Genomic DNA, 26,130 nt, shown 5'->3' with positions numbered 1-26,130 from the left:
GTGCCATGCTAGTAGTAAACTATATGGCACTCCGGCTTTTTCTTTTTAAAGCTTGCTATACTTTTGCCGGATATTTTAGTGTTGTAGCACTTTAATGTTTTAAGCGGAAGATTTTCCAGTGGAGTAACTTTTTTTACTCTGGTGTTGGAGCAGTCTATATAGTCTAAAACCTGTAGGTTTTCCAGCGGCGACAGATCATCCACCTGGGTGCCGGAACAGTTTAGCTTCTTGAGGTTCTCCAGGGTTGACAGTGGCTTTAGCGCTTCCACCGGCGTACCGGAGATATCGAGTTCTTCTATTGTAGTGAGCCCGGCCAGTGGGTCAAGCTTTCGCACAGGGCTGTTGGTAATGTGTAAAGACTTGAGTGTTTTTATAGCAGTTAGCGGTGTAAGATCGCTTACCGCGGTGCCGGCGAGATGTAATTCTTTTAATCGCACAAATGGCTGAAGCGAAGATAGATTGCTGATGGCTGCATCATTAAAATGCAAGGCCTCCAATTCTATCAGACGGTGAAGATCATCGCGTTCCGATGTTGCATCGATTTTTACCTGTACTTTAAATATACTCTTCCATTCGTCCGATAGTCCATTCCACCACTGTTGCAGACTATCGCTTTTATAAACCACCAGGCATTTTGGGTTTTCTCTGAGGAACTCCTGAATATTTTCAGTATCAATTTGCGTGTGATCTACCGACAGCTTTTTTAAAACTGTGTTGCCCGAGAGCGGAGCAATGCTTTGAATTTTAGTATTATCTGCCTGCAATACCTGTAATTTCTGAAAGTGCTCGATCGTAGCTATATTTTCTATCGGGTTATCGCTGATGTTCAGTATACGAACTTCTTTCAGATCACGAATAGGCGACAGGTCTTTGATAGATGTTTTATTTGCGATGATCACTTGGAGTTTTATCAATTTGCGAAGCGGCTCAAGGTCGTGCAGATAATTTCCTGACAAATTTATTGAGTCAAGATTAGTGACTTTAGCAAGCTCTTCTTTTGTAGGATTAGCGCTGGTCTTTATAGCGGCACTCAAAATATTTTTCCATTTATCCGAAAGTGCATCCCACCAGGTTTTTAAATCTTCGGTATCGAAAATAACAAGTACGTTGGGATGAGCTGCCATGAACGCATCCGCCTGCACCCGATCGATTTGTGTACGATCGCAATACACCCGTTCCAATGTTGTTAATTTCTGCAGTGCATTCAGATTGGTTATAGCGGTATAGTTGGCATATAGAATTTTTAGTTTTTCCAGGTTTGCCAACGCATTTATATCAGCGATGCCGGTGCTGTCAATGTGAAGTATAGTTAAGTTCTTTAAGTTGCTTAGCGGAGTGAGGTCGGCAACCATTGTTCCGGAGAGGTCCAGTTCGCTTAGCTTGTTTAGCGTGCTGATAGGCGTTACTGTAGCAACACGACAACGCTTTGCATTCAAATACTCCAGTTCGGTTGAAGTGCCAAGTGAGGCAAGATCCGTAACACCCGTATTGTTCATGTCGAGTTGCACAAGTCGTGGCATCATTTGAACTACTTCTATAGTATTTACGGCAGTATTGCTGATGTTGAGCTTAGCAAGTTTTTCCGCATAGCGCAATGGAGCCAGGTCGATAACTTTTGTGTTTGCGATGTTCAGCTCCTGTAGTTCGGTGAGATTCCGTAGAGGGCTAAGGTCAGCGATTGATGTGTACGATAGATTGAGCGATCGTAGATTGGTAAGTTGTGTGAGCGGCTCTATATCCTGTATATAGCGGTTGTGGCTGAGATCGAGTCTGTCGATGGCAATGATATCTTGTATATCTTCAAGGTCAACGCTGTCGGCAATGTTCATCTGTTTTTCCAATATAGATTGCCATTCGTACGACAATTCATTCCACCATTGAGCCAATGCTTCTTTCTCGTTAAACACTTTGGTATAAATGCTTACGATTTTCAGGTCCTGGTCTTTCGGATCATAGTTGATCTCAATATACCGCGGAATGGTGTTGCTGATCGTTTTACCTTCAGAAGTGGTTCCTTTCATGTTGCGCAGCAGCGATACTTTATAGAAAAGTGTATTGTTCGCATTCGTGCGCCCTTGTATGTCTTTTATGGTAAACTCAAACTTTACGTTTTCAAAGAAGAAATCAACGTCTTTCAGGTAAGCCCGTACATCTTTGTTAGTGATCACGTTTCTTTTCTCTACGAGATCGTCTTCAATTTGAACTTTGGCATCTCGGAATATTTTGGTATAGCTCTGGGTGATCAATACATCTTTGTCGCGCATAGGCGTACTACTGCTGCCCAACGTATTGAGCACGTATTCCAGGAAGGCAACCATATCTTTTACTTTTTGTTGATGCTCTGCTGTTGCGTCCGGCTTGGCCTGTACCTTTTGCTTCTTTGCCTGGCTGAGCCCTGAAGTATACAGGCAGAGTAAAAGAGAGAGTACAAGCAACAGCTTACTTCCCTTCGTAGTAGAGATATTTTTTGAGAAGATTTTTTTCATTCTCGTTATTTACTTTAACCAGATTTGAAATAAGCCATCCTGTATTATACCCGGGCCGATTAAATTGGGAGAGTTCAAAATACCATCCATCAATCTGAAAGAAATGAAACTTCACTTCCTCTACCGTCTTGAACTTCAGGGTTCCTTTCTTCACTTCGTACAGGAACAACGAGAGATGGTCAGGCACAAATCGTTTGGTTGTAAACTGGCTTACACTGTCGTTACTAAATACTTTGTGCAGATTCATGAAGTCGAGCTCATGACTTAGAGGATGAATAAATTTACCCACCCGTGTGGTATCTCGCTTAAAATACGGATCGAACATGTCTGCATGGACTTTGCTGATCACCCATTTGCTGCCGAGATGATCGTTCTCCAATTCCATAAACAGAATCACCGTCTGGTTCTTGCCATTCATCGTAAAGGTAGTGTGGACTTCAGAGAACCAGTTGCCACCATGGAAATCAAGTATAGCAGGTTTTGTTTTGTCCAGCACCTCCTTGGCAAACTGCACTTTGAGATCCTGCTTTATGCCATTGTTGCTGTCATCGAACAATATACCCAGGTATTTCTTGCGCAGCTTTTCACTCCGGTATAATTTATCTTTCGGATAGTAACGCTCTCCTTTCTCATCTTCTTCTCCGTTAAACCTTCTGAAGAATTGATTGACCTGCTTGGTTTCAGCATAGAGTTTACTCTCATCATCTTTATCACCCGCAAGCTGTGCCTGCAGGTGATAAGATGATAATAAAGCGATAACGCCAATTATACTTTTTACTCTCATGCGCTAGTCTCTGTCACGCGGATATCGCCCAGCAATACATCCCAAAATTCAATAATTCTACCCTGTATCTGGGTTTTCTTGCGTTCAACGTATATAGTGATGTCCTTTTTCGTAGTGTCTTTATACTTCAAGCCATCGTCCGATGTGCCTTCGAACCGCTGGTAGATTGTTACTACGCCAACGTATCGACCGTCCGGCTGTCTTTCAAGATCGCTTATATAATGAATGTTATACCAGCTGATCGTTACGCGATCGTAGTTCAATGCCATGAGCCTTTCGAAGTACTTGCGGACTTTATAATAACTGACTTCTTTGCGATTTAATGATGAAACGCCCATCTCACTGTCTGGAGCGAATAGTTCTTCTGCGCGATCCATTACGCGGTTGGCTTCGAGGAATGGCGTCTTCTTATTGCCAATGATGCTGATATATTTACTGAGATCTCTCACTTTCTCCAGTGCAAGTGAGTCGATAGCCTGTTTGCGTTCCGGGCTGATATCATCCTTTTGCGCCACGATATCGCCTGCTATAAACAAACTGAAAACGAGCGCTGCTATATATTTATACTGAATCATGGTTTGTTGGGTTTAAAAATGATTACTTCTGTTTTGTCAGTTCCAGTTCCGTAATTCTCCCTGCGCTGTCGAACTGAAGGTTGCTGATCGCATTGAAATTTTTCTTCTGATCTTTCAGATAGTTCAGGTAATCGCGGATAGTAGTAGGGCGGTCGTAATCTTTCTGACCTCCGGATTCGTGGATGACAATCAGAACAGGCGTATCACCTGAAGCAAACAACGATAAAGCTTCATTGATGCTGCTGTTGGCAGACGAGGCATTTGAAGAAGTTGCTATAGCGTTGAAGTATTGTTCGAGCCTCGCTTTCGGCTCACGTGCTTTCGCTTCAGACTCGCGTCTTGCGCGCTCTTCTTCAGCCAGTGCTTTTCTTCGCTCCTCTTCTTCTTTTTCCTTGCGAAGTTTTGCTTCCTGCTCCTGCTTTACTTTTTCGATGGAAGCATTTTCACGTGCTGTAGCTTCCATGGCTTTTTTCTTGCTTTTGCAACCGACAGCAGCCATTGTAATAATAAGAATAGCTGTTGCGATTAATCTTGTGGAATGTTGGATCTGAGACGTCATGGTTGTTCTTGTTTTATGAGGAATCTTTTCCAGAATATTGGCAGGCATAAAATATTATGCCATCACCCGGCATGTGCTGTTCTGGCTTAAACGAAATGATTATATCCATTATTATACAGCGCACACTACCCACCTGTAGAGAAACCCCTACCGCCCTGGTTTTACGAAGAAAGCGAATGTATAGATAAGCCTGTTGATAGGAAATTCGATGGCGCTATATATAGCAGCGTTTAGTCGTGGATATGTAGGGATGAAAATTAATCATGACTTCAATAATAGTTAAACTAACGGCAAATAAACATTAGCACTCATCCCGATAAAGTGCGGAGTGTTATGATAACATGACCTATAGCCATAGTAAATAAACAGCTGAAGAACTTTAAACTTTGAACGTTAAATTTTAAACTCTTTCACCGTATCAATAAAGCATTTCACTTTATCTACTTCCGTATCCGGATATAGGCCGTGGCCGAGGTTGGCTATATGCCTGGCATTACCAAAGGCCTGCAGCATTTTTTTGGTTTCGCGCTTTACATCTTCAAGGGATCCGTACAGAGCGCAAGGGTCAAGATTGCCTTGCAAAGTTTTATTCGGGATCAACTGTCGTGATTCTTGTATACCCATATTCCAGTCGAGGCCTACAACATTGCAATTTATAGTATTCATGCTGGCGCGGGCGAAGAAAGCTCCTTTGGCAAATACAGTCTTGGGAGCTTCGGGTATAGCATCGCATATCTGAGCTATATATTTCAATGAAAATTCTTCGTATTGATCGGGGCTTAGCACACCTGCCCACGAATCAAAGAGCTGAACAATATCAGCACCGGCCTTGATCTGGGCTTTCAGATATTTAATGGTGCTTTGCGTGATCATAGACAAAAGTTTATGAGCAAACTCCGGTTGAGAGTATAAAACCTTTTTAGCAGCGCTGAACGTCTTGCTTCCGCGACCTTCTATCATATACGAGAAGATTGTCCAGGGAGCACCGGCAAAACCGATCAGTGGAACGCGACCGTTGAGTTCGCGTTTGGTTAAACGAATAGCTTCCAGTACATAGTTGAGCTCTTCTGCATCGCATACATGTATAGAGTCAAGATCCTTCGGTGATTCAATTCGCTTGGGAAACACCGGGCCTTTGCTTTCTTCCATTTCATAGTTCAATCCCATAGCCTCCGGAATCACCAGAATGTCAGAAAAGATAATGGCAGCGTCTACGCCTAAAATATCTACAGGCTGGATTGTTACCTCGGTGGCAAACTCGGGTGATTTTACCAGTGTCTTGAAATCTTTGATGGACGCACGCACCTTCCGGTATTCCGGTAAAACACGCCCTGCCTGGCGCATTAGCCATATCGGTGTGCGTTCTGTCTTTTGTCCGAGTGCTGCGCGAAGTAATAGATCGTTCTGAAGCTGCATAATGCCTTAAAATAACAGCCGCAAAAGTAGAAGGGTTTTTTGATTTTTAAATCTTTCATTCTCAACTGTAATATTTTAATCTTCTTTTCAACTAACTAATTTGTATGTCCATTAACCCCGTTAAAACCCTATGAAAAACCCCATCATTCTTATCATGGCGGTCATGCTCATGTTTCATGGAGCGCTGGCCCAGAAAAGCAAAGCCGGTAAAGAACCTCCTATTATCGATCGCGAACTTTTCTTTGATAACCCTGAAATCGCTGGCGGACAACTCTCTCCGGATGGCACCATGATCAGCTTCCAGAAAGTGTATAAAGGTAAGATGAACGTCTGGGTAAAGAAGTTCGATGAACCTTTCGAAAAAGCGAAGCCTATTACGGCTGATACACTAAGACCGATTGGCGGATACTTCTGGACATATGATAGTAAGTATATCTTATATGTGCAGGATAAAGGAGGTAACGAGAATTTTAACGTATATGCCGTTGACCCTGCTGCACCTGCCGAGAAGAATACAGGTGTGCCAGTGGCGCGCAACATTACTCCAATGGAGAATGTGCGTGCGCTGATATATAATGTTTCGCAAAAGAATCCGGATGTATTGTGGGTTGGTTTGAATAATCGCGATCAGGCATGGCACGACCTCTATAAACTGGAGATCAGCACCGGCAAGCTTACGCTATTGAAAGAGAACAAAGATCGCCTTACAGGATTTTATTTTGACTGGGATGAGAACATCAGACTTGCTACGCGCTCTGCCGATGATGGTAGTACCGAAATACTCCGTGCCGATGCAAGTGGTTTTACAAAGATATACGATTGTGGTCCGATGGAAAGCTGCGGCCCTGCTGGTTTCTTCGATAAAGAGAACAAGAACTTTTACCTCGAATCGAACAAAGGCGATGCAGAGGATCTGGTAAAATTATATTTGCTCAATCCTGATTCAAAAGAGATCAAGCTCGTAGAAGGCGATCCTTTTAATAAAGTAGACTTTGGTGGAGTATATGTATCCGATAAAACGCGTGAGATCATCTATACCACCTATACCGATGCCAAAGCACGCTGGTATTTTAAAGACAAAGCTTCTGAAGCGAAATATAATTTTCTGAAAGCTAAATTTCCCGGAAAAGAAATAGGCTTTGCATCGCGCACAAAAGATGAAACGAAATCATTGATCTCTGTGTATAGCGATGATGATCCCGGTTCGGTTTACTTCTTTGATGAAGTAAACAAGAAGGTGATCAAGCAATACACACCGCGCCCTAAACTGCAGATGCTGCCGTTGGCCAAGATGGAGCCTATAAGCTATAAATCGTCCGATGGATTGGAGATACCGGCTTACCTCACATTGCCCTTGGGAAAAGAATCTAAGAATTTACCGCTTATCGTATTGCCACACGGTGGTCCGTGGGCACGCGATAATTGGGGCTTTAACGGATATGCACAGTTCCTGGCAAACCGTGGTTATGCCGTGTTAACACCAAACTTCCGTGCTTCCACCGGTTATGGCAAAAAGTTTTTGAATGCCGGTAATTTACAGTGGGGTGAGAAGATGCAGGACGATATCACCTGGGGTGTAAAACATCTTATCAGCAAAGGTATAGTAGATGCAAAACGCGTTGGTATTATGGGCGGATCGTATGGCGGCTATGCAACGCTGGCTGGCCTGGCATTTACACCGGATGTATACGCTGCCGGTGTAGATATAGTCGGCCCCTCCAACCTCATCACATTGCTTAACTCTATTCCACCGTATTGGGAAGCTATACGAAAAGTATTTTACATCCGCATGGGCGATCCTTCTACGCCGGAAGGAAAGGCAAGACTGGAAAAGCAATCTCCTCTCTTTTCCGCAAGCAAGATCAAAGCTCCTTTATTGGTAGTGCAGGGTGCCAATGATCCACGTGTAAAGAAAGCAGAATCTGATCAGATTGTATCGGCATTGCGCGATCTCGGTATAGCGGTAGAGTATATATGTGCTCCCGATGAAGGCCACGGTTTTCGTAACCCGGAAAACAATATGGCCATGCTGGCGTATGCTGAGAAATTCCTGGCAAAACATTTAGGTGGCCGTTACCAGGAATCACTGAAACCTGAGCTTGCTAAAAAACAACAAGCTATACTGGTAGATATAAAAACAGTAAAAGCTCCTGAGAAGGTATCGGTATCCAAAGAAGTTCCGAAGCCAGTATCCGACCTGCAGGTCGGTAAATATAGTTATACATTTACCATGACGATGGGTGCCCAAAATATAGCGATGGATATGAATCGTGAGGTTAAGATGGATAATGGAAAGTGGTCTGTAACGGATGCGGTAAAATCGCCAATGGGCGAGATGAAAGATGAAAGTCAAATCGAATTGAAAACACTGAAATGCCTCCATCGCAATGTAAAACAAGGGCCCGTAACGTTAGATCTTAATTATACCAAAGAGGCGGTAACCGGTTCCATGGACATGGGCAATGGTAAAACTAACCCGATCAACGTAAAATTAGAGAACCCGATTGTCATTGATGGTGCCGGCTCAGATCTGGTGATAGCGCGCCTGCCATTGAAGCATGACGAATCAACCATTATTGAAATGCTGGATATACAAACCTCGCAGGTGAAACGATACGAGTTAAAATTAGCAGGCACAGAAAAGATCACCGTGCCGGCTGGTTCGTTCGATACTTTTAAGATTACCATGAATCAGGTGGATGGCGGAGAGAAAACTACATTCTGGATTTCTTCATCTGACAAAAACATGATTCGCACCGAAGCGATTGTTCCACAAATGGGCAACGCGAAAATGGTAGCTGAATTGAGGTAAGTTATACGTTACAGGTTAATTGTTATCTGTATAGCAGGATAATGATTAACCTGTAACTGATAATGGTTCTCGTTTATTTCCGGTTGGCGAGATATACTCCGCCTATAATAGCTGCCATACCAATGAAGTGACCTACGCCTAATTGTTCTCCATCCAATACACCCCACATAACTGCCACGATTGGTAAAGCATACGTTACGGAGCTGGCAAACAACGCTGTACTCAATTTTACCATGCGATTGAAAAGTATGGTGGCTATAGCGGTGCTCATTAATCCCAGCAATACTATAAATCCAAAGGCCTTCCATGCACCCGGTTCAGTTGTGAGCTTTGTTGTAAAGTTGGAGAAGCCGAATAAATAAATCAGCGCCAATGGACCAATCAACAGCAGGGAGACACTGGTGATTGTGAGTGAACCAAGATCAGGTATCTTGAATTTTATCAGGTTCAGGTTGGAGCCATAACAGAAGCAGGCAAGCACGATCAATAGTGCAAACAGGTTGAAACTTACCGAGCCATCAGCTCTCGAAAACCCCAAAATAACACCGCCGGCAAACCCCAGCAGTATGCCAACAATAGCAATGCTTTTAAAACGAAGCTTGAAAATGACAGCACCAATGATCATGGTAAAGATCGGCGTAAGTGTATTCATGATGCCGGCTACCGAACTATCCATGCGTGTTTGTGCTGTGGCAAACAGGAAGGCAGGTATAAATATGCCGAGCATACCCGAAGCAAACAGTTTCGTGTAGTGTTGAGGTTGTAACTCTTTTAAACGCGGAAATGCCAGAGGCAATAAAAACAAGGAAGCAGAGGCTACGCGGATCGCACCTACTTCATCAGGAGAAAATACTTTAAGACCTTGCTTGATCAGGATGAAGGATGTTCCCCAGATCAGTGTTAATGAAACAAAAAGTAAAACGGCTTTACTACGATTGGAATCAGACATACAAAGAGGTTGGGTATAATTTAGAAGAGTACGGCTTTCTGAAAGCAAAAGTTCAGGAAGTAGCAGTAAAATGAAACCCGTTTCTTGCTGTTTCTATCAGGCGGCCACAGACGATGCGGAGTAAGCGCTAACTACCTCATCGAGTATAGCCATTACTTCTGCTTCCGTAGGTGCTTCCACCAGCTTCATTCTGAATGGCTTGAAGTCGTTGATGCCTTTAAAATAATTGGTATAGTGCCTGCGCATTTCAAACACACCAAGGCGATCACCTTTCCAGCGGATAGAAAATTCCAGGTGTTTTTTTGCTGCACGCACGCGTTCGCGCATGTAAGGAGGAGCAGGGCGCTCTCCATGTTTGACAAAATGTTTGATCTCGTTGAAGATCCAGGGATAACCGATGGCAGCACGGCCGATCATAATGCCATCTACGCCATAACGATTTTTATACTCCAACGCTTTCTCGGGCGAATCGATATCGCCATTGCCGAAGATCGGTATCTTGATGCGCGGATTTTCCTTTACTTTTCCGATCAACGTCCAGTCGGCTTCACCTTTGTACATCTGCACGCGGGTGCGGCCATGAATAGATAATGCCTGAATGCCGATGTCTTGCAAACGCTCCGCTACTTCCAATATGTTTTTGGTAGACTCGTCCCAGCCCAATCGTGTTTTTACAGTCACGGGCAAATGCGTGCATTTTACAATTTCAGCGGTCATCTTTACCATCTTCGGTATGTCCTGAAGTAAGGCTGCACCGGCACCACGGCAGGCTACCGCTTTTACAGGGCATCCGTAATTAATATCAATCAAATCAGGTCGTGCAGCCGTAGCTATTTCAGCCGATTGTACCATATTACCAATGTCACCCCCAAATAATTGAATGCCGATGGGGCGCTCATATTCAAAGATGTCGAGTTTTTGCCGGCTCTTTGCCGCATCGCGGATCAGGCCTTCAGAAGAGATAAATTCGGTGTACATCAGGTCTGCACCACCCTCTTTACATACCGCACGGAAAGGCGGATCGCTCACATCCTCCATGGGTGCGAGCAACAAAGGAAATTCTCCAAGCTCTATTTGACCGATTTTCACCATATTAGCCCGCAAATTTAAGCAGAAATATGGAGCTGGAAACACGCGCCCGTCAAACACACCCGGCCGTGGTGATTATTATAACTTTGGTAGCTGTACTCCTGGGTTTCCAGGTTATCGGACCCATGATCGGCTTTTTTGTGGCTCTTCCGTTTTATCCAGGCTCTCTGATGGAAATGACGGAAGCATTAAAAGATCCTATGCACGATGCGGGTATGAAAATTCCGTTGTACCTAATGCAGGGTTTTGGAACGTTGTTCGGCCTTATTGTAGTGCCCACAATCATGCTTCGAAAATTCCGTGATCCGCTTACCAGTCTCTTCAGCAAAGACATTCCGGTTCAGGCTGTGGCCCTCGTGATACTCATCGTTATGGTGTTCATGATCACTAATTCTTTTTTTATTGAATGGAATCAACACATCACACTTCCTCCTGGTATAGAGAAATGGGCAAAGGCTACAGAAGAACAACTGGCAGAGCTTACCAAGTACCTCACGCAGTTCGATTCGTCTGCACAGATAATCATTGCATTGATTGTGATTGCCATTTTGCCGGCCATCGGTGAAGAGCTTGTGTTTCGGGGCATACTGCAAAAAGAATTTTATCGCGCTTCTAATAACATTCATGTTGCCATCTGGGTATCGGCCGCAATTTTTAGTGCCATTCACCTGCAGTTTTATGGCTTTGTTCCACGTATGTTGCTGGGAGCGTTGTTTGGGTATGTATATTACTGGTCTGGTAATTTATGGATACCCATACTGGCTCACTTCGTGAATAATGGTTTTACTGTTGTTGCCATGTATCTTTACCAGAAAGGCACCGTGGAAATGGACATTGAAAGCTCGAAGGCTGCGCCCTGGCCAGCCGTTGCAGGATGTGGATTAGTTACGGTACTTCTGCTGTATATTTTCAAAAAGATATATGAAAAACATAAGCCACAGAAATTCTAAACAATACAAATCACGACCAAACGACTCTTATCCCAGAGCATTTATATTTTAACGCATCGCTAACCGACCATCAGAAATTTGTGACTGAATCTTTAACCAAAAAATACAATAATCTAACCCTTCGTATCATTACCGGTTTGCTCGGCTCCGCCGGTATTATTACAGCAATATGTGTGAGCGAATGGGGATACTTTGCCGTTTTCTTTATCATCTGTTCTTTTACGCTCATTGAGTTCTACAAACTGGTAGGCCTGGATGGGCTGGCGCCTCAGAAATTCATTGGCACACTGGGCGGTATATTGATATTTATACTGTCGTTTCTTATTGAGGGACACTTGATATCGTACCGGTTTTATATCATCGTCTTTCCGATCATATCGCTGGTGTATATGATTAAACTATATAAGAAGTTTGAGCGTAAACCATTCACCAACATCGCCTTTACCTTTCTCGGTATATTTTATGTAGCCGTGCCGTTTGCTTTGTTGAACATTGCCGTGTTTGAAGAAGGTATATATCACTATGAGATCATTTTTGGTTGCCTCTTTATCTTGTGGGCAAGTGATACCGGTGCCTATTTTGCCGGAACGTATTTAGGAAAGCGCAAACTCTTTGAGCGCATATCGCCTAAAAAGTCGTGGGAAGGTTTCTTTGGAGGTGCATTGCTTGCCATGATCTTTGCCTTCGGCATGTCGCGTTATTTTGATTTGCTTTCTGTATGGCAATGGCTCACCATCGGCGTAATCATTGTTGTGGGCGGAACTTTTGGTGATCTTGTTGAGTCGTTACTCAAGCGCAGCATTGAAATAAAAGATTCAGGCTCAAGCATTCCCGGCCATGGAGGTTTCCTCGATCGCTTTGATGGCTTGCTCATATCGGCTCCTTTCATTGCAACCTACCTGGAGATAGTGAGGTGAAAGTTTTACTGCGAGAATACATTTTCATCATTCAACAGCTTGTGAATGGCGTTGGCGGTGATCTTTTTGATTGTGGTTCCGGATGCTCCGCCCATGCCGTTGGTCGAACACCAGTCGGTTGTACCTGCATTGATAATAATGCCTGATGATTTTGATCGTTTGTATATCAGCAAGGTTGGATACGTATCAGCAGCATTCCGGAAACCTCTGTCGAAAGCGATGATCTCGGCCTGGTCTGCCTGCAGCGCCTTTCGATTGAGTATAGGGTAATTATCCATATCGAATCCCGAAAGCGGGGCACCATCATACTCAGATGTGGGCATGGAAATGATATCCCCTTTCTTCAGTCCTGTGCCTTCAAACAAAGGCGATGTTGGTTTCATAACCTTGTAACCATCCCATCCCTTGTCTGTTTTCAATCCGTATCCACCCAGATCAAAGTCAGCACCAATGCTGGAGATGATCGGATAACTGAGTGAAGCATTATTCCACACGATGGTTTTGAGTGAGGCATCACTTACAGGATCAATATCGGATTTATAGCAGACCAGTTGACTCTGATCATCCGAGTAACGCACTTGCCACCACATGGTGTTTCCCGATAAGATGAGTGCATCGTGCCCGCTGTCAACAAAGGCATCAAAATTTTTTCGGGCCTTTCGTGTCCAGTATTCATTGTGACCAACAATCGCGAGAATCTTTGCATCTGCAATGTTCGAGTAATTTTCGAGGTCTATATCAGCAATGTATCCAATTTTTATTCCCGGGAATTTATAGAACCATTGGAGACACACACTCGAAAATGGCTGCAACGCTATTGGGCGGTGAAATGATACTGCAGAACCTTTGTTGGATGTGTACAAGCTCTTTCCGCCACTTTGCTCGTATGCATTCGCGGTGTTGGAAGGGTATACAATCAACAGATCAACAGCGCCCGGTGATTTTACAATGAATGGAATTTTATTCTCGATCATGTATAAACCACTCGGTACGTTCGAAGGAATTTCTATCTCAACTGTGGGGCTAAACCCAAAACCATCGATAGCCGGATCACTGGTAGCAATAGACTGTGACTTGAGTGACGTCTTTACAGAGAATATAGAATCGGCTGTTATACTATAAATATTCAAGCGACATGCAGCGGTTGGGGTGGCTGTATGAAGATATACAGTAACTTTTTCTGAGGAAGAATAAGAAACCTTATCGGTATAGCCGTATGCTACTTTCGCAGTGCAGGCAGCAAGGTTTTTTAAATCCACGTCAGGATCAGGCTCCGGATCAGGTATAGTAGGAGTAACAGGAGGTGGATTCTGGGGACTTTTCTCATCAGAATTATCGGAACACGAATAGAAAGATACAGAGAAGTAAAGGAGTAAAAGTACAGGCAAGACAGGGCGAGCCTGCCGCTTGAAATATTGCATACAGGTTTTAAGGACAGAGTAGTTTACAAGTATAAACTAAAATCCTGAACTGTTTTGTTACTTGTGATCAGAAATCCGATGTTGCCGGTAAATTTGATTACATACACCCAAACAGCGTGAGCGCCCTTATAGAATTACATTACCTTCCTTCTATTGCGTACTTCTCGGCATTGTCGTCTGTAAATGATGTTATAGTGGAGCGACATGAGCATTATGTTAAACAAACTTATCGCAATCGATGTTACCTCAATACCTCACAAGGTGAAACCCACCTCACCGTGCCGCTGGCAGGTAAACATAACAAGGTTGTAATTACAGACATACGCATAGACTACTCGCAGAAATGGTTAAACAATCATTGGCGCACCATTCAGTCGGCGTATGGAAAGGCTCCATTCTTCGAGCATTATGCAGAAGATCTTGAAAAAGTACTTTTCAAAAAACATGAGTTTTTATACGATCTTAACCTTCAGCTGCTGTCATTGTGTCTTGGATGGCTACGATGGAATGTGAGTGTCAGAGAAACTCTGTCGTATGAGAAACAGCCGGCTGAAGGTATACACGACCTGCGATCGTTGGTAAATCCTAAAAAAAACGATCTTTTGGCAAAGTTTTATAATCCCGTTACGTATACTCAGGTGTTTGGCAATGCGTTTGTAAGCAATATGAGCCTTATCGACCTGATCTTTTGTGAAGGCCCCTCGGCTGCCCGTGTTGTGAGAGCATCTGCAGTAAAAATGAACAAATGTTAAATTGAACGTGTTTCTTACGCAGTATTAAATCTTCAGGCTACCGTAGCATTGAACAAACAAAAACTTTTACATTTACACTAATCATTCTTGACTTTCTCTTATGGAGGCAAAATTTTCCAACCGCGTTAAAGAAGTTATATCACTCAGCCGGGAAGAAGCACTTCGGTTAGGCCATGATTATATTGGCACTGAACATCTTATTCTTGGAATGATACGTGAAGGCGAAGGTGTAGCCGTTGGTGTGTTGAAGAAGTTAGGTGTACCGATGGACGAACTCCGAAACGAGATCGAAAAAATTTCCAAAGGAACCGCTACTCATCAAATCAAGAACCTGGCAAATATTCCCCTTACAAAAGCTTCTGAAAAAGTACTAAAGATCACATACCTCGAAGCAAAAATATTCAAGGCCCAGCTTATAGGCACTGAGCATTTGTTGCTCTCTATACTGCGTGATCATGATAATCTCGGCACGCAGATTTTAAATAAGTTTGACGTAAACTACGAGACAGTGAAAGAAATGCTGGAATACCAAAACGAAGGTCCGATGGCCTCACAGGATACGGACGATCCGGATGATGATTCATCCAAAATCTTTGGTGGTGGAGCCCAGGGTGGCGCTGCCGGTAAAGAGAAAAAAGGAACAGAAAAATCCCGCACGCCGGTGCTGGATAACTTCGGCCGCGACCTTACTCGCCTGGCAGAGGACAATAAGCTCGACCCCATTGTAGGTCGTGAAAAAGAAATTGAGCGCGTAGCGCAGATACTTTCCAGAAGAAAGAAAAACAACCCGATCCTGATTGGTGAACCTGGCGTTGGTAAAACAGCCATTGCCGAAGGTCTGGCGCTGCGAATCATTCAAAAGAAAGTATCGCGTGTATTGTTTGGCAAACGTGTAGTGACGCTGGATCTGGCATCACTTGTAGCGGGTACTAAATACCGCGGTCAGTTCGAAGAGCGTATGAAAGCTGTGATGAATGAACTGGAGAAATCTCCGGATGTAATTCTCTTTATAGATGAGCTCCATACTATTGTAGGAGCCGGAGGCGCTTCTGGTTCACTCGATGCTTCGAATATGTTTAAACCGGCCCTTGCCCGCGGAGAGATCCAATGCATTGGCGCCACTACATTAGACGAGTATCGTCAGTACATTGAAAAAGACGGTGCGCTGGCCCGCAGATTCCAGATGGTGATGGTAGATTCTACTTCACCAGAAGAAACTGTGCAGATTCTCGAAAACATTAAAGAGAAATATGAAGATCACCACCACGTGATCTATACCAAGGAAGCGATAGAAGCATGCGTGAAGCTTTCAGACCGCTATATCAGCGACCGTTACCTGCCCGATAAAGCTATCGATGTGATGGACGAAGCGGGAGCACGTGTTCACATCAATAACATTCACGTGCCGGAAGACATTGTGAAGTTCGAGGAGGCTATTGAAGATGTGAAAAAAGAGAAGAATCGTGTTGTAAAGAGTCAGAAATACGAAGAAGCAGCTCAACTGCGCGATCGTGAAAAGAAACTGATCGAACAACTCGATATCGCCAAAGCAAAGTGGGAAGAAAAAACCCGTACAGAAAAATATACTGTAAACGAGGATAATGTTGCCGATGTGATCGCAATGATGACCGGCATACCAACCAAGCGTATCGCTCAGAAAGAAAGCAACAAGTTGCTGAACATGGGCGAAGAGCTGAGCGGAAAAGTTATCGGTCAGGATGAAGCGATCAAGAAGCTGGTAAAAGCTATTCAGCGTACCCGCGTTGGATTGAAAGATCCCAAGAAGCCGATTGGTTCATTCATATTCCTCGGCCCTACCGGTGTAGGTAAAACGGAATTGGCAAAAGTACTGGCTACATACCTCTTCGATAAAGAAGATGCACTGGTGCGCATCGATATGAGTGAGTATATGGAGAAATTCTCTGTATCACGCCTCGTAGGAGCGCCTCCCGGATATGTTGGATACGAAGAAGGCGGGCAGCTTACGGAGAAAGTAAGACGCAAGCCTTACTCTGTAGTATTACTCGATGAAATCGAGAAAGCGCACCCGGATGTATTCAATATTCTGTTGCAGGTGTTAGACGATGGTATATTAACCGATGGACTGGGCCGTAGAGTAGACTTCAGAAATACGATCATTATCATGACATCAAACATTGGTGTGCGCGATCTGAAGGATTTTGGAACCGGTATAGGCTTCGCTACAGCGGCCAAGCGCGAGTCTGAGGAAGAGCACATGAAGCTCACGATTCAGAACGCGTTGAAGCGTGCATTCTCTCCGGAGTTCCTGAACCGCCTGGATGACGTGATCGTGTTCAACTCACTGCAACGCGAACACATCCACAAAATTATTGACATCACCCTGCGCAAGTTGTTCGACCGTATCATCCAGATCGGTTACAATGTAGAACTTACCGATAAGGCTAAAGATTTCCTCGCAGAAAAAGGATACGATCATCAATTTGGAGCTCGTCCGCTGAACAGAGCAATTCAGAAATACCTGGAAGACCCTGTAGCCGAAGAGATTCTGAAAGGTGAAGTAGAAGAAGGCGGCACTATACTGGCCGACCACGATGGTAAAGCCGATGTACTCACCATTAAAGTGAAGAAAGCGAAAGCTTCTTCAAAAGAAAAGAAAGAGTAAAAGCAACAGCTTATAAATGAAAGGACGGTGCGAGCCGTCCTTTTTTCGTTATCTCAGTTAAAAATTATAATTGCTGTCTATACAGATCAATTCGCAAAGCTGGCGGGTTCTTTTGATGTCTCCGGTGAGAACACATACTCATGATTCAGTAGCCTGGTGATCATGGTGCGCGTAATGGTTTGTATATCCGGGTTGCTGCCAATGCCGTGGCGTGAGCACCAGTCGGTAGAAGCCGTATTGATCACGATACCGGAAGAACGATTCGCCTTAAAGACAATCCAGGTAGCCACACCATCAACGCCTCCTCGTGCTACGTGATCATACCCGATGATCTCTACTTTCTGAAATCCCAATGCCTCCTGGTTGATGATGGGTATACCATTTTCGAAGCCGGATAATGGAGCGCCATCCAGTTCATCACTCGCGCAGGAGAGTATATCTCCATCTTTCAATTTTGTACCTTCCAATAAAGGCGATCGCGAAGCTATGACCTTATAGCCATCCCAGCCTTTATCTGCTTTTCGGCCATAGCCTGCCAAAGTAAAATCTGTTCCGAGCGAGCGCAGAATCGGATAGTTGAGCGTTATTTCATTCCAGTTGATAGTTTTAAGCTTGGTTGATTTTATGGGATCTTTATCAGCATTCTTATAGCAAATCAATTGATTGCGATCTTTACTGTAGCGAACCTGCCACCACATGGTGTTACCGGAGAGCACGAGTGCATTTTTTCCATCGCCAATAAACCTGTCAAAGTTTTTGCGTGCCTGCAGTGTCCAGTACTCGCTGTGGCCGGTAATGATCAGGAGAGATGCCCTCTTGATTTCCCTGTATTCATCCATATCCATGTCGGTGATGTATCCTACATTCTGAAAATCCTGTTGCTCCATCCAGCGCAAAAATTCCATGGAGTGAGGTTCTATTGACATCGGTCGAAGAAATGAAACTATCGGGGAAGCTGCTTTGTCTGACGAATTAAAACTATACAGGCTTTTTCCTCCTGAATTGCAATATGCATTCTCAGTATTGGATGGATATAGCACTATAATTTTAGCCGTGGAGGATTTTACAATCATGGGAATTTTATTTTCCCACAAGTATACCCCGCTTTTTAGTGTTGGTGGTAAATATACTGTTGTGGTCCGCTTGTATCCGAATCCATCCTCATACGTGTTTTTTGAATCCGATAATTGTGGGGAAACCGTAGCCTGACATTGCAATACTTCTTGCCCTTGCAGCGTATATAGCTTGATGGTATAGCCTGGAGTGGTTTGGTAAGCGTTGAGATATAAAGTTATTGAATCACCAGGGTATACTGAAAGGTGATTGGTATAGCCATCGGCAATGTCGCCGAGTGCATACGCGGAGGAATATACGATGTTGCCAACAAGCAAAAGGAGAATAATACGCGAAAACGCAGCCATACAGGAAATTCGTAACATGGTTATAAAGAAACGCTATTTAAAATTTGGTCAGATCTTTAAATACAAAAAAAACTTACAAAGGTAAAAAGCAGCTTAAAGCGAAATTAAATCTGCGTTAGATATAGGTTGTCTGCAGCCGATTAGTGTTCGTTTCTTTGATTTGCGCGGTTATATGCCTGAGTTTTTCGATTTGATTTTAATCCATAAATTCACTCCTGGAAGTAACAAAAAGCGCATAACGATCAAATCAGTCAGTTTCACAAGTTTCTGTTTACCTGAAGAGATTGCTTCATCCCGCTGACATGTTCGTTTTGATGGATTAACGCTATTCAATTACTTCAATCATAGAAAGACGATATCACAAATACTTGACGATGCGATGGATAAAAATATTCCTGGCGATTTTTGTAGCATTACTTCTTTCATCTTTCTCTCTGAAGGAGCCTAAAAGCAAAGTCACAAAATATACTACCAAAAGCGGGCTTCCGCTAAAGGTAATCAATTCCATTACGCAAGATCGCGATGGATTTATGTGGTTTGCGGCTGAGGATGGTATTGCCCGTTTTGATGGACGTACTTTTAAGGTGTTTAACAATAACCCGGAAAACCCATTCAGTCTTTCACATAATTATATTTACTGGATTATTGCCGATTCAGAAGGCACCATCTGGACGTCCTCGCGAAGAGGAATAAATCACTTTGATTCCAGGACCGAACGATTCATCCGTTATCAACATGATCCAAAGAATTCCAATTCATTAGTAGGTGATGACGTGTCGCATATATCAGAAGGACCCGCCGGAAATTTGTGGGTGTCATCCTGGAGTGCCGGATTCACCTATATCGACAAGCAAAGAAAAAAGTTTATTCAATACTCACAGCGAAACCTGCCCGGGTTGTCAAGTCAAAAGGTAACGTGTGTATACGAAGATAAAGAAGGGCTTTTATGGGTTGGCTCGCTGGAAGGAGGCTTGGATGTTTTTAAAGTAAAAAATGGTATTGTGACAGAGAAGGTGCCAGCGCTCTCCAATACACCCATAACCTTATTGCAGAATGTGAGAACTTTAAGTCCAGGTCCAAATGGAAATCTCTGGATTGGCACCACCAAAGGCCTGGTATTTTTCAACCGAAAGCAGCGCAGGTTTATGCAGCCGAATATGAAAGGGAGTGCTATAGATGGCATTGCGATACGTTCCCTTCTGGCGGATAGCCAATATAATCTGTGGATTGGGGCAGAGGATAGGGGGCTTTACAGAGCTACACTGAAGGATATGGACGAAAATTCACTTACTGATTTCTCTGCAGAACGAGTAAATGGCGAAGGCGATTATAGTATATATAAACATTCTGTTCATTGTATTTATGAAGACAGGGATAAAAATATATGGCTGGCAACGAATGGTGACGGTGTGCAGATGATCAACAGTGTGAAAGAGAAATTCATGCGCATTGAAGTGAAGCAAGCGGGAGAGTATGACAGATTGTATTTGCGTTTTTGGGGTATATGCAGCGATGAGAATAATAACCTTTGGCTGGGATCAGATGGTGATGGTATTTATAAATACAATCGTGACGGCGATTTGCTGAAACATTATCGTGCAGATGGTCGAAACGGAAGCCTCACGGACAATGCTATTTTATGTTCTTATCGCGATCGTTCAAATACGTTATGGTTTGGAACATATTCGCAAGGACTATTTCGCTATAATAAGGCCACCGATTCTTTCACACACTATAAGCACGATCCGGCCGATCCTTCCAGCTTAGGGATTAATGACGTGCGGGTAATTTTTGAAGACTCGAGGCTTAATATGTGGATTGGTACCAACTGGGGTGGTCTGAATCTTTTGAATAGGGCGACAGGAAAATTTACGACTTACACGCCTGAGAATAGTAAAATCGGCAGTGGGGATATAAGAGCAATTGTTGAAGATAAACATGGCGGGTTATGGATTGGCTGCTCGCGTGGTGGCCTAAATTATTTGAATCGGGATAAGAAAACTTTTCAGCAACTCTTTAACAACCACGAAAGCAAAGTAGACCTTTCGGAGAACATGATCTACGCACTTTGTCTTGACAGAGATGAAAAACTGTGGATAGGAACAGAAGGTGCAGGTCTTGCTATTTATGATTTAAAAAAACAGGAGGTTCACCAGGTAAGTAGCGAGGACGGATTTGACTGCAGTACGGTGTTTGCTATACAGGAAGACATCGCCGGTAATGTATGGATGAGTACAAATACCGGTATAGTAAAATGGGATAGAAAAGAAAGCAGATTTTACGCTTACGATAGCTCTGATGGTTTACAGAATGGACAATTTAATTCCTGTTCGTTCATGTACGATAAAGTTTCAGGACTGATGGGGTTTGCGGGCACGGAAGGAGTAACTCTTTTCTATCCGGACCAGGTAAAGCCTAACGTTCAGCCTCCTGCTGTTGTGATCACCGGTTTCCAATTGTTCAATAAACCAGTGGAAATAAACCCTTCTGATAAAAATGCCACGCTAAAAGAAGCCATTGGTAAAACAAAGGAGATTACGTTACAATATAATCAGTCAATATTCACACTTGAGTTTGCTGCGCTAAGCTATACGTTGCCCGAGAAGAATATGTATGCTTATAAAATGGAAAATTTTGATGATGACTGGAATTATGTTGGCACAGTTCGAACAGCAACGTATACCAATCTTGACCCCGGAGAGTATATTTTTAAAGTTAAGGCATCAAATAGTGATGGTGTATGGAATGATCAACCGGCTTCACTGGTAATTCGTATTATACCACCGTGGTGGCGAACGTGGTGGTTTAGAGTATTTGCTATTGCTGTATTAGTGGGAACAGGTGTTGGATATTATAAGATCAGAACCGGATCAATTCAGGAACAGAATAGAAGGCTCGGAGAATTGGTACTTGAAAAGACAAAGCAATTGCAAAGTGCCAACAACGAATTGCTTGCTCGCGAAGAAGAAATCAGAGCGCAGAATGAAGATTTGTCAGTACAAAATGATCAATTGATACAGCGACAAGAAGAAATAAAGGCGCAGCGCGACCTACTTACCGAGCAAAACAAGAAATTGGAAAGTGCGTGGAAAACAATCGAAATGCAAAACAAAGACATCCTGTCGCGTAACATGACGCTGGATCAGGAAGTGCAGGAGCGAACAAAAGAGTTGGTTGAGTATAATCAGCAGCTGGAACAATTTGCATTTATAGCAGCACATAACTTGCGGGCACCTGTTGCGCGCATTTTAGGATTGGGTCAGGTACTGGATATTTCGCAAGGCAATCGTGATGAAGAAAAAACAATTATAAATCGGTTGGTTTACACTACCGAGGAACTTGACAGGGTTGTGAGAGACATTAATACGATTCTCGATATCAGGAAGAACAACACCCAAGTACTTACCAAGGTAGAACTTACAGAAGAGCTGGAAATAATTAAAGCCAACCTGGAATATGAGATAGCTGAAACTCAGGCGGAGATCCGTGAAGATTTTTCGGCCGCCAATATACTATATACCGCCAAACCTTACCTGGACAGCATTCTGCTTAATTTGATTCACAATGCTATTAAGTATCGCGACCCCAACCGCAAACCCTGCATCGAAGTGAAATCAACTGCGCAGGATGAGTATATATGTTTGTCGGTAAGTGATAATGGACTGGGCATCAATCTCGATATGCATCGCCGGAATATGTTTAATCTATACAAACGCTTTCATTCTCATGTAGAGGGTAAGGGCATGGGTTTATACCTCGTTAAAACACAGGTGGCAGCGCTGGGAGGAAAAATTGACGTGGAGAGTGAAGTAAATACAGGTACAACGTTTAAGGTATACCTGAGGAGAGGCGATGCAAATGAACAAGACGTATCGTAACAAGGATAAATACAAAAGCGGTATATATCAAAAGATAAACACCGCTTTTGTATTCTATTAGCTGCACATCATGCCGAGTTGCGTGCGGCGTTAATAATGCCAAACATACATCTCAGCACAAGCTTGCGATATTGTTTCTCGAACGTTTTGTCTTTATCTTTTTCATCAGGATCTCGCAGTTGCTGTAAAGCAAATTGCTGGATAGTGATCAACGGTAATACAATGCGCTCGCGCAATTTTACCGAGTCGCGGTTTACAGGAGTATTTTCCATCAGTTCTGATAATCCCGATACTTCCAGAATCATTTCGCGCGAAAGCTTGAATTCTGCATTCATCTTCTTCCAGAAATCACCAAAGTCTTTATCCTTCGCCAGATACGAAGTGGCAGGGTAATAACATTTAGTAAGCGACATCATACTGTTACTCAACAGCGTGCGGAAGAAGAGAGATTGCCTGAACAACGCTTTCAGCTCGCGAAGTTTACCTTGTTTTTTCAACTCGCGTATAGCCGTGCCCACCCCATAGAATCCGGGAATGTTCTGCTTCATCTGTGCCCACGCACTTACGAAGGGTATCGCACGAAGGTCTTCGAATTTAAGACTACCTGAATTTCTCTTTACCGGACGCGAACCAATGTTGGTATCGCCGAAGAAAGCAAGCGGAGTAATTTTTTCGAGATAGGGAACGAACTTCGGGTGTTGCTTCAGATCCAGGTACGCTTTGTATCCTTCTTCTGCCAGAAGATCCATCAACGCCTTCTCATTTGCTTCGAACGTATCGATGTTTTTAAACACTGCGTTTTCTATGCCGGCTGAAAGAAGTTGCTCAAGATTATAACCACATGATACAGGCTTACCAAAATTAGAACTGATGGTTTGCCCTTGTATTGTTACCTGTACTTCTTTGTCTTCGATCGTATCGCCTAACGATGCATAGAAGTCGTGTGTGTTTCCACCACCGCGTGCTGGAGGACCACCGCGACCGTCAAAGAACACCGTGATGAATCCTTCCTCACGACTAATGCGTGTCAGGTTTTCTTTTGCCTGGAAGATAGACCAGTTTGCTCGCAGGTATCCTCCGTCTTTTGTACCGTCAGAGAAGCCGAGCATGATAGTTTGCTTGTTGCCTCTGCGTTTTAAATGTTCACGATATGCAGGAATGCTATAGAGTGCCGCCATTACTGACGGAGCATTGGCGAGGTCTTCGATCGTTTCGAACAACGGTACTATATCCAGCTTCAGATCGTCTTCTTTGCCGAGCACAAGTTGAGCGAGTCTGAATACCCGTATTACATCCAGTGCCGACTGGCAATTGCTGATCACATAGCGATGGCAGCCTTCTACGCCATTCTGCTCCTGTATCTGTCCGATCACATCTATACTTTCGATCAGCTCCGTTACAAACTCATCGTCAAATTTCAGCGAAGCCGGTTTGAAGTTGAGCGATAGCAATGTGTCAATCTTCTCGCTTTCGCTAAGTTTATCGAAGTTCTTTAGCTTTTTGTTTTTACTCTGCAGCTTCTCGATACATGCTTCCCACGCGTATGCATGCTTACGACTGTCCTGCCGTATGTCCATGCTGGCGAAATAGAAGCCGAATATTTTTACTTTCAATATAAAGGCATCAAGCAAGTCGAGAAAAAGTCCGCGGTGATCATTAATCAATACATCGCGTGCTTCAAAAAGATCATTGAGCAGCTCATCAGGGTGATGGTATATTTCACCGTAGCCACCGTAGGCTATCGGGTATACTTTACTTTCAGCACGGCCAATGATATGATCAACGCCTTTGAAAGTAAGTCTGCGCTTGAGGAAACGCAGGTCACGGTGATAGCATTTCAGTAAAGTCTCCTGTAAACGCTGCGCTACTTTAAGCGTGATCTCATGTGTAACGAACGGATTGCCATCGCGGTCGCCACCGGGCCAGAAGCCAATCTTGATCAGGTCAAAATTATTCCACGCTTCCAGTTTAATGTTCAGGCCCGACATTAACTTTTCAATGATCTCAGGTATAACCGGATAAAATACATTCTCCAGGAACCAGCACAAGCTGATCGCTTCATCGAAAGGTGTTGGCTTCTCTCTGTTGATGAAAGCGGTTTTCCCCAACTGGCGAAGCAACAGATTTATATCTTCAAGTCTGTTCTCACGAATGGTTTGCTCCAGATCGTTGATAATGCCGAGCACGTTACCCGGATAGAATTGTGTTGGATGCGCAGTTAATACAACGCGCACACTGAAGTCTTCGAGCTTTTTCTTGAGCTCTTCTTCCACGCCTTCAGCAGCGGCACGAAGCAACAGGGCTGATACAGTACCCTTGCCGTACAGGTCGTTGATTTCATCGAAGGCAGCATCTTCAATGGAATCGAACAACACCACCTGGCGCTCTACGTATTGAATGAAGTTGAAGAGCAGATCAATTTGCTCTTGCTGCGTTGCCTGCGGTGTAAAGTCACTGAAGAATTTACGGATAATCGTTCTCGGATCTTTCCCTTTTTCATACCCTGCTTCGCACGATTGCTGGAGCAGCGGTAGCAACGTTCCCGTGCGATAAATGCCGCTGTACGGGAGGTTAAGAAAAAGACTGTTGTACATGTGGTACCGTGTGGAAACAGTCTTGTTGAACTCACTCGCCATGATATAAATTTAGAAACCTGACAAAGTTATTAAATAGTGCTTTGGTGGACGGAGGGGCAAGATATATTGCAGATTTTCTTTCCGAAAACGTTTACGGAATAGAAAAGCTCTTTGATGAAACTTAAAAAGTAATGACCAGTATAGTGGGTAATGACTACTGGCGGAGGTATTCTTTTTTTAGCAACGGACATATCTTATAGCGCTCATCGCGGGTGTCTTCATACAACGCTTCCAACAGTTCATACACATGTGTAATGCCAATGCGCCTGCACCACTCAAAGGGTCCGAAAGGATAATTTGTGCCCAGCTTCATGGCCATGTCTATATCTTCACGAGTGGCGGTGCCTTCCATCACTGTGTAGTAGGCTTCATTAATAATCATGCAAATCACCCGCGGAGTAACCAAGCCCACGCGATCGTCTACGATGAGATATTCTGTGTTCAAGGCATCGCATACTTTTTTAAGATCTGCTTCACCGGTAGATCGCCAGAGGCTAACTTCCAGGATGGGCCGGTTGATGAAAGTAGGCAATCCATTAAAGCCAAAGATGCGGCTTTGCAGATTGTGACCCACCATAAACGTGAGCTCACCGAGGCTTACCTTGCAGGTGTTCAAAAACACCGTTGCGTTTTTATCAACATATATTTCAAAGCGCGCAGGTTCTTCATCGATAATAAAATCCATTACCAGGTCGTGGCTCTCCAGAAATTTCTCCGCTTCACGATGCTCACCTACAAGCGAATAGCTGTGATGCTCACCAAACTTCTGCAGGGTCTCTTTATAATGGGCGTTTTCACCAATGATTAAAATATTCATGCACTTCAAGTAAATCCGTTGCCG

Annotated in this window: 17 protein-coding genes; 6 read left to right on the top strand and 11 right to left on the bottom strand. The window is 43.7% G+C overall.

Features of this window, described 5'->3' with window-relative positions:
• Positions 1-8: 8 nt before the first annotated feature.
• The 5 genes from V7Q33_RS03610 to hemE all read right to left on the bottom strand — a co-directional run bounded on the left by V7Q33_RS03610 (position 9) and on the right by hemE (position 5,820).
• Positions 9-2,486, bottom strand: a complete 2,478-nt coding sequence (locus tag V7Q33_RS03610) for a leucine-rich repeat domain-containing protein (RefSeq protein ID WP_333818935.1) — start codon at positions 2,484-2,486, stop codon at positions 9-11.
• Positions 2,440-3,270 (bottom strand): hypothetical protein, encoded by an 831-nt coding sequence (locus V7Q33_RS03605; RefSeq protein WP_331983979.1) that lies wholly within the window; start codon positions 3,268-3,270, stop codon positions 2,440-2,442. Before V7Q33_RS03605 ends, V7Q33_RS03610 begins: the two co-directional genes overlap by 47 nt.
• On the bottom strand, positions 3,267-3,845 hold the full coding sequence (locus V7Q33_RS03600) for a hypothetical protein (RefSeq protein WP_331983981.1): 579 nt from the start codon (positions 3,843-3,845) through the stop codon (positions 3,267-3,269). Before V7Q33_RS03600 ends, V7Q33_RS03605 begins: the two co-directional genes overlap by 4 nt.
• 22 nt (positions 3,846-3,867) lie before the next feature.
• A complete protein-coding gene (locus tag V7Q33_RS03595; protein WP_331983983.1) occupies positions 3,868-4,404 on the bottom strand; it encodes a nucleoid-structuring protein H-NS in 537 nt (178 codons plus the stop codon).
• Between the two features lie 393 nt (positions 4,405-4,797).
• Complete coding sequence (gene hemE, locus V7Q33_RS03590) at positions 4,798-5,820, bottom strand: uroporphyrinogen decarboxylase (RefSeq protein ID WP_333818934.1); 1,023 nt, start codon at positions 5,818-5,820, stop codon at positions 4,798-4,800.
• Between the two features lie 130 nt (positions 5,821-5,950).
• On the opposite strand from hemE, the gene V7Q33_RS03585 reads away from it, so the two are divergent.
• Positions 5,951-8,632 (top strand): alpha/beta fold hydrolase, encoded by a 2,682-nt coding sequence (locus tag V7Q33_RS03585; RefSeq protein WP_333818933.1) that lies wholly within the window; start codon positions 5,951-5,953, stop codon positions 8,630-8,632.
• A gap of 73 nt (positions 8,633-8,705) precedes the next feature.
• On the opposite strand, the gene V7Q33_RS03580 is transcribed toward V7Q33_RS03585, so the two are convergent.
• Positions 8,706-9,581: a DMT family transporter gene (locus V7Q33_RS03580; RefSeq protein WP_331981707.1), complete on the bottom strand. Its 876-nt coding sequence runs from the start codon at positions 9,579-9,581 to the stop codon at positions 8,706-8,708.
• Between the two features lie 96 nt (positions 9,582-9,677).
• Positions 9,678-10,673 (bottom strand): tRNA dihydrouridine synthase DusB, encoded by a 996-nt coding sequence (gene dusB, locus V7Q33_RS03575; RefSeq protein ID WP_333818932.1) that lies wholly within the window; start codon positions 10,671-10,673, stop codon positions 9,678-9,680.
• Positions 10,674-10,699: 26 nt separating this feature from the next.
• Between dusB and V7Q33_RS03570 the strand changes: the two genes are divergently transcribed.
• Together V7Q33_RS03570 and V7Q33_RS03565 are read left to right on the top strand one after the other, a co-directional pair.
• A complete protein-coding gene (locus V7Q33_RS03570; protein WP_333818931.1) occupies positions 10,700-11,620 on the top strand; it encodes a CPBP family intramembrane glutamic endopeptidase in 921 nt (306 codons plus the stop codon).
• Between the two features lie 80 nt (positions 11,621-11,700).
• Positions 11,701-12,537, top strand: a complete 837-nt coding sequence (locus V7Q33_RS03565) for a phosphatidate cytidylyltransferase (protein ID WP_331981699.1) — start codon at positions 11,701-11,703, stop codon at positions 12,535-12,537.
• A 5-nt stretch (positions 12,538-12,542) separates the two neighbouring features.
• Here V7Q33_RS03565 and V7Q33_RS03560 read toward each other — a convergent pair whose 3' ends face one another.
• Positions 12,543-13,958: a N,N-dimethylformamidase beta subunit family domain-containing protein gene (locus V7Q33_RS03560; RefSeq protein ID WP_333818930.1), complete on the bottom strand. Its 1,416-nt coding sequence runs from the start codon at positions 13,956-13,958 to the stop codon at positions 12,543-12,545.
• A gap of 116 nt (positions 13,959-14,074) precedes the next feature.
• Here V7Q33_RS03560 and V7Q33_RS03555 point away from each other — a divergent pair, with 116 nt between their 5' ends.
• Both V7Q33_RS03555 and V7Q33_RS03550 read left to right on the top strand, forming a co-directional pair.
• Positions 14,075-14,710, top strand: coding sequence for a WbqC family protein (locus V7Q33_RS03555; RefSeq protein ID WP_331981693.1), 636 nt, complete (start codon positions 14,075-14,077; stop codon positions 14,708-14,710).
• A gap of 100 nt (positions 14,711-14,810) precedes the next feature.
• Positions 14,811-17,354 (top strand): ATP-dependent Clp protease ATP-binding subunit, encoded by a 2,544-nt coding sequence (locus tag V7Q33_RS03550; protein ID WP_331981690.1) that lies wholly within the window; start codon positions 14,811-14,813, stop codon positions 17,352-17,354.
• 86 nt (positions 17,355-17,440) lie between these two features.
• Here V7Q33_RS03550 and V7Q33_RS03545 read toward each other — a convergent pair whose 3' ends face one another.
• A complete protein-coding gene (locus V7Q33_RS03545; RefSeq protein WP_333818929.1) occupies positions 17,441-18,793 on the bottom strand; it encodes a N,N-dimethylformamidase beta subunit family domain-containing protein in 1,353 nt (450 codons plus the stop codon).
• Between the two features lie 356 nt (positions 18,794-19,149).
• On the opposite strand from V7Q33_RS03545, the gene V7Q33_RS03540 reads away from it, so the two are divergent.
• A complete protein-coding gene (locus V7Q33_RS03540; RefSeq protein WP_333818928.1) occupies positions 19,150-22,653 on the top strand; it encodes a two-component regulator propeller domain-containing protein in 3,504 nt (1,167 codons plus the stop codon).
• A 68-nt stretch (positions 22,654-22,721) separates the two neighbouring features.
• Here the strand turns inward: V7Q33_RS03540 and V7Q33_RS03535 are convergent, their stop codons facing one another.
• Together V7Q33_RS03535 and V7Q33_RS03530 are read right to left on the bottom strand one after the other, a co-directional pair.
• Positions 22,722-25,289: a phosphoenolpyruvate carboxylase gene (locus V7Q33_RS03535; RefSeq protein WP_333818927.1), complete on the bottom strand. Its 2,568-nt coding sequence runs from the start codon at positions 25,287-25,289 to the stop codon at positions 22,722-22,724.
• Positions 25,290-25,443: 154 nt separating this feature from the next.
• The gene (locus V7Q33_RS03530; protein ID WP_333818925.1) at positions 25,444-26,106 is read right to left on the bottom strand and encodes a 3-hydroxyacyl-CoA dehydrogenase family protein; all 663 of its coding nucleotides are present in this window, start codon (positions 26,104-26,106) and stop codon (positions 25,444-25,446) included.
• Positions 26,107-26,130: the final 24 nt, after the last annotated feature.

The sequence above is a fragment of the Ohtaekwangia sp. genome (assembly GCF_036786105.1).
Lineage (GTDB): Bacteria > Bacteroidota > Bacteroidia > Cytophagales > Cyclobacteriaceae > Ohtaekwangia.
This window is presented reverse-complemented; position numbering and strand designations above follow the sequence as displayed.